General features: G+C 34.1%; 11 protein-coding genes and 1 rRNA gene. 11 read left to right on the top strand and 1 reads right to left on the bottom strand.

What is annotated here, in order from left to right:
* Positions 1–80: ribosomal RNA gene (gene rrf, locus IEV72_RS08425) — 5S ribosomal RNA — on the top strand; the annotation flags it as partial.
* Between the two features lie 87 nt (positions 81–167).
* Here rrf and IEV72_RS08420 read toward each other — a convergent pair.
* Entirely contained in the window at positions 168–596 is a 429-nt protein-coding gene (locus IEV72_RS08420; protein WP_188458648.1) for a BLUF domain-containing protein, read from the bottom strand.
* A 106-nt stretch (positions 597–702) separates the two neighbouring features.
* Here IEV72_RS08420 and IEV72_RS08415 point away from each other — a divergent pair, with 106 nt between their 5' ends.
* The 10 genes from IEV72_RS08415 to IEV72_RS08370 all read left to right on the top strand — a co-directional run bounded on the left by IEV72_RS08415 (position 703) and on the right by IEV72_RS08370 (position 6,614).
* Entirely contained in the window at positions 703–1,473 is a 771-nt protein-coding gene (locus IEV72_RS08415) for a 3'-5' exonuclease (protein WP_188458647.1), read from the top strand.
* A gap of 4 nt (positions 1,474–1,477) precedes the next feature.
* Positions 1,478–2,089, top strand: coding sequence for a fumarylacetoacetate hydrolase family protein (locus IEV72_RS08410; RefSeq protein ID WP_188458646.1), 612 nt, complete (start codon positions 1,478–1,480; stop codon positions 2,087–2,089).
* Between the two features lie 2 nt (positions 2,090–2,091).
* Positions 2,092–3,357 carry a CinA family nicotinamide mononucleotide deamidase-related protein gene (locus IEV72_RS08405; RefSeq protein ID WP_188458645.1) on the top strand — a complete coding sequence of 422 codons (1,266 nt, stop codon included), beginning with the start codon at positions 2,092–2,094 and terminating at the stop codon, positions 3,355–3,357.
* A 135-nt stretch (positions 3,358–3,492) separates the two neighbouring features.
* Positions 3,493–3,732: a 50S ribosomal protein L28 gene (gene rpmB / locus IEV72_RS08400; RefSeq protein WP_188458644.1), complete on the top strand. Its 240-nt coding sequence runs from the start codon at positions 3,493–3,495 to the stop codon at positions 3,730–3,732.
* Between the two features lie 17 nt (positions 3,733–3,749).
* On the top strand, positions 3,750–3,932 hold the full coding sequence (gene rpmG / locus IEV72_RS08395) for a 50S ribosomal protein L33 (RefSeq protein ID WP_188458643.1): 183 nt from the start codon (positions 3,750–3,752) through the stop codon (positions 3,930–3,932).
* A gap of 6 nt (positions 3,933–3,938) precedes the next feature.
* Complete coding sequence (locus IEV72_RS08390) at positions 3,939–4,091, top strand: DUF4295 domain-containing protein (RefSeq protein ID WP_188458642.1); 153 nt, start codon at positions 3,939–3,941, stop codon at positions 4,089–4,091.
* A 100-nt stretch (positions 4,092–4,191) separates the two neighbouring features.
* Positions 4,192–5,142 carry a signal recognition particle-docking protein FtsY gene (gene ftsY / locus IEV72_RS08385; RefSeq protein WP_188458641.1) on the top strand — a complete coding sequence of 317 codons (951 nt, stop codon included), beginning with the start codon at positions 4,192–4,194 and terminating at the stop codon, positions 5,140–5,142.
* 3 nt (positions 5,143–5,145) lie between these two features.
* Positions 5,146–5,454, top strand: coding sequence for a hypothetical protein (locus tag IEV72_RS08380; protein WP_188458640.1), 309 nt, complete (start codon positions 5,146–5,148; stop codon positions 5,452–5,454).
* A 6-nt stretch (positions 5,455–5,460) separates the two neighbouring features.
* Complete coding sequence (locus IEV72_RS08375) at positions 5,461–5,991, top strand: TlpA family protein disulfide reductase (RefSeq protein ID WP_188458639.1); 531 nt, start codon at positions 5,461–5,463, stop codon at positions 5,989–5,991.
* A complete protein-coding gene (locus tag IEV72_RS08370) occupies positions 5,988–6,614 on the top strand; it encodes a thioredoxin family protein (RefSeq protein ID WP_188458638.1) in 627 nt (208 codons plus the stop codon). Before IEV72_RS08375 ends, IEV72_RS08370 begins: the two co-directional genes overlap by 4 nt.
* Positions 6,615–6,620: the final 6 nt, after the last annotated feature.

Genomic DNA, 6,620 nt, shown 5'->3' with positions numbered 1-6,620 from the left:
CTTCCCATTCCGAACAGAGAAGTTAAGCTCATTTGCGCCGATGGTACTGCATTCCGTGGGAGAGTAGGTCGCCGCCTTCCTTATACTAAAAGTCCTTTTAGCAATCACGCTGAAAGGACTTTTTTTGTTGTGTGCTTATTGTTACCCAGTTAAAATGAAAATCTTATCTAAGATAAGTTCTTGGTGAAATTGTACAAGATTTTTAAAACTGGATGGGCAGACCTTTCATCTTTATCAACAAAAAACAATTCGTCAAGCTTTAAATCTTTATAACCAACAAGTTTTTCGATGTCGGCATCTTTTACTTTTTGATACGCCATAGACCAATCTGTAAATTGTCTTTCTTCTAATTCGCCTTTATCTAAGAGTAAAAGTTCGTTATGTCTAGGGTCGTTTTTTATTTTCTTGTAAACCTTATCTATTTCTTTCGCAGGACCTTCAATATATTGTATGAATTTGCCTTGGATGAGCAGCAATAAACCTGTTATGGTTAAGCGTTTGTTTTTTTCCCTTACCTGAAATAACAAATCTTCAATGTCTTTTTCATTTAAAATATTGGCTTGGTTGCTCATATATGAAACATACTGTAAATCCATAATTCTAAATACTTATATACTGGAAAAATAAGTAATTTTTTTAAATGTTTATAGCAATTTTTAAGGATTTGATAAAATAAAGATTCAATTTTGCAAAAATTTATTTATGACCGCACTACAACTTAATAAACCATTGTGTTTTTTTGATATTGAATCAACAGGAACGAATATTGTGAAAGACCGAATTGTCGAAATTTCAATCTTAAAACTTTTGCCTAATCAAAATAAGGAAATCAAAACTTGGTTGGTAAATCCTGAAATGCCCATTCCTGCAGAAGTTACTGCTATTCATGGTATTTCAGATACAGATGTAGAAAATCATCCTTCGTTTAAACAATTAGCTTCTACAATTAATCAATTTATCAAAGGATGTGATTTAGCTGGATACAATAGCAATCGCTTCGATATACCTATGCTTGCAGAAGAAATGCTTCGTGCTGAGCAGGATTTTGATTTAAAGAATGTCAATTGTATTGATGTACAAACCATTTTTCATAAAAAGGAAAAACGCACACTAGAAGCGGCATATAAATTTTATTGTAATAAAGATTTAACCGATGCACATAGTGCTGAAGCTGACACGAATGCAACTTATGAAGTTTTGGAAGGTCAATTGCAAAAGTATCATGATTTAGAAAATGATGTGAAATGGTTAGCCGAATTCAGTAAGCATAAAGAATTTGCTGACTTTGCTGGTTTTATTCGTTTTAATAAAGAAGGCAAAGAAGTTTTTTCTTTTGGGAAACATAAAGGGAGATTAGTCGACGATGTCCTTAATGCCGAGCCCGGTTATTTCGGATGGATTCAAAATGCTGATTTTCCTAGGTATACCAAAAAAGTCTTAACCGCTATTAAACTCAGAGAATTTAACTCATAGTAGCATGAAAGTAATTTGTGTAGGAAGGAATTACGTAAAACATATAGAAGAATTAAAAAATCAAAAGCCTGACGAGCCCGTCATTTTTTTGAAACCTGATTCTTCCATTTTACCTAAAAATCAACCTTTTTTTATTCCGCCATTTTCAAATGATGTTCATTTTGAAACAGAACTGGTTTTTAGAATAGACAAAGTAGGAAAGCACATTTCAAAGAAATTTGCATCAAAATATTATTCTACATTTACACTAGGAATAGATTTTACTGCGAGAGACCTTCAACAGAAACTAAAAGAAAAATCCTTACCCTGGGAACTTTCAAAAGGTTTTGACGGTTCTTGTTTTGTTTCAAATCAATGGCTGAATGTTTCTGATTTCAATTTAAATGATATTCATTTTTCTTTATTGCAAAATGAAAACCGTGTTCAAAAAGGAAATTCTTCTGAAATGATTTATAGCATCGATGAAATTATAGCTTACGTTTCTCAGTTTTTCACTTTAAAAATTGGAGATTTAATTTTTACAGGAACACCAGCCGGAGTTGGTCCCGTGCATATTGATGATGAGCTGAAGGGCTTCGTAGAAAATGAAAACCTTTTCAACTTAAAAATAAAATAACAATGAAAGCCGAATTGATTACCATTGGAGATGAAATTTTAATTGGTCAGATTGTAGATTCCAATTCTGCTTTTATCGCAGCTCAGTTGAATAAAATCGGGATTGAAGTACACCAAATTACTTCTATACAAGATGATGAAGCAGTCATCATGAAAGCTTTTGATGATGCTGCTTCACAAGTTGATTTGGTGATTACCACAGGTGGTTTAGGCCCTACTAAAGACGATCTGACCAAAAAAACATGGTGTACTTATTTCAATGATGAATTGATTCTGAATGATTCTGTTTTAGCACATATCAAAGACATTTTCAAAAAATACGTTACCACGCCTATTTTACCCGCCAACCGAAGTCAAGCGTATCTGCCATCCAAATCAATTCCTTTGTATAATCGCTATGGAACCGCGCCTGGCATGTGGATGGATGCTAAAAATTGTGTTTTTATTTCGTTACCGGGCGTTCCATTTGAAATGAAATCCCTTTTTAGAGACGAAGTTATTCCGAAGCTAAAAGAGCGCTTCAAAACTCCTTTCATCATTCATAAAACAGTGCTTATTTACGGTTTAGGTGAAAGTGCAATTGCAGACAGAATTGAAAAATGGGAAGATAGTTTACCTACATTCATCAAGCTAGCTTACCTGCCTAGTTTAGGTAGAGTGAGACTAAGGCTTTCTGCTCGGGGCACAGATGAAGCCGTTTTAGTAAATGAAATAAAAAAGCAAATTGAAGCCTTACATCAATACATAGGAGATATTATTCGTGGTTATGAAGATGAACTTTCCCTTGAAGAGCAAATTGCTAATGTATTAACAAGCCATCAACTAAAATTAGTTACCGCAGAAAGTTGCACTGGGGGTAAAGTAGCTTCAAAAATAACGGAAATCCCGGGCGCTTCGTCTTACTATTTAGGTAGTATAGTGAGTTATGCTACTTCAGCTAAGAATGATGTGTTAAAAATTCCGTTGGATTTAATTGAAAAATATTCTGTGGTTAGTGCAGAAATTACGGAAGAAATGGCAAAACGTACTTTGAAGCTTTTTGGTGCGGACATCAGTCTTGCCACTACAGGAAATGCTGGTCCTACCAAAGGCGATAGCGATGCGGAGATAGGTACAGTTTTTATTGCTATTGCCACGAAAACGAAAGTAGAGTCGTTTCAATTTAATTTTGGCAATCACCGAGAGCGAGTGACCCAAAAAGCCGTCAATAAATCTTTTGAATTATTGATGGATCACCTGCAAGTGAATGTACTTACAAAGGCGAGTTAGTTTGAAATGCATAGTGTTTGACTAGTGTTTCAAAAATTAAAGCAGATGATGAAAATAAAAATAAATTTAACTTGGCAGATTGAGTAAAAAGTAGTTAATTTGCATCCTGTTTTGAAAACTTAAAGAAGTAAAGAAATGTCAAAAGTTTGTGAGCTTACCGGTAAAAGAGCGATGTCTGGAAATAACGTCTCTCACGCCTTGAATAGAACGAAAAGAAAGTTTAATGTAAACCTTATTAAGAAGCGTTTTTACATTCCTGAAGAAGATAAGTGGATCACGCTTAAAGTTTCTACTTCGGCATTAAAAACAATTAATAAAAAAGGAATTTCAGCTGTTTTGAAAGAAGCTCGTGCCAACGGTTTTCTTAAAAAATAGTATAATACAATAAGATTATGGCGAAGAAAGGAAATAGAGTTCAAGTTATTTTAGAATGTACAGAGCACAAGACTTCAGGAAAACCTGGGACTTCTCGTTACGTTACTACCAAAAACAAAAGAAATACACCGGACAGAATTGAGTTGAAAAAATTCAACCCTATTTTGAAGAAAATGACGGTTCATAAAGAAATAAAATAATTAATTATGGCAAAGAAATCAGTAGGAACGATACAAACTGGAACAAAGCGTTTAACAAAAGCCGTGAAAATGGTAAGATCTCCAAAAAGTGGATCCTATACTTTTGTTGAAAGAATCATGAATCCAGAAGATGTTAACGACTTCTTGAAGTCTAAATAAGTCTTTACTTATCATACAATATATAGCCGTAACTTCATGTTACGGCTTTTTTAGTTTTTACTATATTTGCTTGGCTTTAAAAGCGTAATAATTACCAAACATGGGACTATTCAAAAAAATATTTTCGAAAGAAAAAAAGGAAAAATTAGACCAAGGTTTAGAAAAATCGAAGTCCAATTTCTTTAATAAATTAGGAAAAGCAGTAGCTGGGAAATCTAAAGTTGACGATGATGTTCTTGACGATTTAGAAGAAGTGTTAATCTCCAGCGATGTAGGTGTTTCAACTACCATTAAAATTATCCGTAGAATTGAAGACCGCGTCGCGAAAGATAAATACCTAGGTACAGAAGAACTCAATGTAATTCTCCGAGAAGAAATCGCCGCTTTACTAAGCGAAACTGAAGAAGCTGAAAAAAACAATCAACCCGAATTAGGTCATCCGTATGTGATTATGGTTGTGGGAGTAAATGGCGTTGGTAAAACTACCACCATCGGAAAATTAGCATATCAATTTAAAAAACAGGGCAAAAAAGTTGTACTTGGCGCTGCCGACACCTTTAGAGCTGCCGCAATTGAACAACTGGAAATTTGGTCTCAACGTGTTGATGTTCCCATCGTGAAACAAAAAATGGGTAGCGATCCTGCTTCAGTTGCTTTTGATACACTTCAAAGTGCAGTAAAACTCAATGCCGATGTAGTTCTAATCGATACCGCTGGTAGACTACACAATAAAATCAACTTGATGAACGAATTGACCAAGGTAAAACGCGTGATGCAAAAAGTTGTTCCCAACGCGCCGCACGAAGTGCTTTTAGTTTTGGATGGTTCTACAGGGCAAAATGCTTTTGAACAAGCAAAACAATTTTCAGCTGCTACCGAAGTTACTTCGCTTGCCATTACCAAATTAGACGGTACTGCAAAAGGTGGAGTGGTAATCGGTATCAGTGATCAGTTGCAAGTTCCCGTGAAATATATCGGTGTTGGTGAAGGTATTGAAGACTTACAAGATTTCAATAAAATTGAATTTGTAGATTCATTTTTCAATCAATAAAGTATGTCTGAGCCCAAAAAGCAACCCCCAATTTTAAACCCCAAGAATAAAGTTGTTTTCAATAAAATAATTTTGATTTATGCTATATTTTACCTTGCTTTAAAAGCCTATGCTATTATTTTTATGGATCAATGGCTTTTAGAAAATTTCATCATTAGTATTCCAATCCTGATAATGGGATTGTTGGCTTTTTATTTTCAAAAGCAACAAATCCAAAATTGGGCATTTATTCTGCTAAGTATTGGAACAGCTATTTTGCTTCGCTTAAATGAAACGGAATGGATATTACACATACATGATCTTATAAACTAATTTTATATGTTCAAAACTTTTAAAATAGCATTATTTCTTTCGATAATTTTTATAGCTTTTACTTCTTGCAAAGAAGAAAAAAAGAAGAATAATGAAATCGAATTTTCAACTTGGACAGAAGAACGAATACCGATTATGGATTATGATGAATTCAAGCCCATGATTCAAGTTTCTGGTGATAAAAAATTACATGTTTTCAACTTCTGGGCAACGTGGTGTAAACCTTGTGTTGAAGAATTGCCTTATTTTGAAGAATTGAATCAAAAATATGATGAAGTGGAAGTAACTTTGGTAAGTCTCGACTTTCCAAACAAACTTTCTTCTCAAGTTGTGCCTTTTGCCAACAAACATCAATTGGTTTCAAATATTGTACTTTTAGACGATACTCGAAGCCATTTTTGGATTCCCGATGTAGATGAAAATTGGAGTGGAGCCATTCCTGCAACCTTAATGTTTTCTAAAAATGAGAAAGTTTTTTTTGAAAAAGCATTTACATTTGAAGAGCTAGAACAAGAAATTGTAAAACAATTAAAATGAAAACATTCAGTAACTTCAAAAAAATAGCAACCATCGGAATAATTGCTATTGCTTTATTCAGTTTTTTAAAGCCATCTACTTTAGATGCTTATCAAATTGGTGACAAAGTTGAAAACTTTAAACTTCAAAATATCGATGGTAAATTTGTAGCACTTTCAGATTACAATAATTACAAAGGCGTAATTGTGATTTTTACTTGTAACACCTGTCCGTATGCTGTTGCTTACGAAGATCGAATTGTCGCGCTTCATGAAAAATACCAAAGTCAAGGCTTTCCAGTTGTAGCCATCAATCCAAACGATCCTGAAGCTCAACCTGGCGATAGCATGATTGAAATGCAAAAACGTGCAGAAGAAAAAGCCTTTACTTTTCCATACCTCGTAGACGAAGGCCAAAAAGTGTATCCTAAGTTTGGCGCCACAAAAACACCACATGTATTTCTGTTAAACAATGAAAAAGGAGATTTCATATTAAAATACATCGGAGCGATTGACGATAACTATAAAGATGCTGCTCAAGTAAAAGAACCTTTTTTAGAAAACGCAATTCAAGCACTTCAAGAAGGCAGAGAAATCAAAGTAACCGAAACAAAAGCGATTGGCTGTACGATTAAAACGAAGTAGTTTTCA

Origin of the sequence: Psychroflexus planctonicus (genome assembly GCF_014640195.1) — a bacterium.
GTDB lineage: Bacteria > Bacteroidota > Bacteroidia > Flavobacteriales > Flavobacteriaceae > Psychroflexus > Psychroflexus planctonicus.
This window is presented reverse-complemented; position numbering and strand designations above follow the sequence as displayed.

Excerpts from the sequence above, each read along its gene's own strand:
- ftsY (WP_188458641.1), top strand. The coding sequence starts at position 4,192 with ATGGGACTATTCAAAAAAATATTTTCGAAAGAAAAAAAGGAAAAATTA.
- IEV72_RS08415 (WP_188458647.1), top strand. The coding sequence starts at position 703 with ATGACCGCACTACAACTTAATAAACCATTGTGTTTTTTTGATATTGAA.
- IEV72_RS08410 (WP_188458646.1), top strand. The coding sequence starts at position 1,478 with ATGAAAGTAATTTGTGTAGGAAGGAATTACGTAAAACATATAGAAGAA.
- rpmG (WP_188458643.1), top strand. The coding sequence starts at position 3,750 with ATGGCGAAGAAAGGAAATAGAGTTCAAGTTATTTTAGAATGTACAGAG.
- rpmB (WP_188458644.1), top strand. The coding sequence starts at position 3,493 with ATGTCAAAAGTTTGTGAGCTTACCGGTAAAAGAGCGATGTCTGGAAAT.
- IEV72_RS08390 (WP_188458642.1), top strand. The coding sequence starts at position 3,939 with ATGGCAAAGAAATCAGTAGGAACGATACAAACTGGAACAAAGCGTTTA.
- IEV72_RS08405 (WP_188458645.1), top strand. The coding sequence starts at position 2,092 with ATGAAAGCCGAATTGATTACCATTGGAGATGAAATTTTAATTGGTCAG.
- IEV72_RS08380 (WP_188458640.1), top strand. The coding sequence starts at position 5,146 with ATGTCTGAGCCCAAAAAGCAACCCCCAATTTTAAACCCCAAGAATAAA.
- IEV72_RS08375 (WP_188458639.1), top strand. The coding sequence starts at position 5,461 with ATGTTCAAAACTTTTAAAATAGCATTATTTCTTTCGATAATTTTTATA.
- IEV72_RS08420 (WP_188458648.1), bottom strand. The coding sequence starts at position 596 with ATGGATTTACAGTATGTTTCATATATGAGCAACCAAGCCAATATTTTA.
- IEV72_RS08370 (WP_188458638.1), top strand. The coding sequence starts at position 5,988 with ATGAAAACATTCAGTAACTTCAAAAAAATAGCAACCATCGGAATAATT.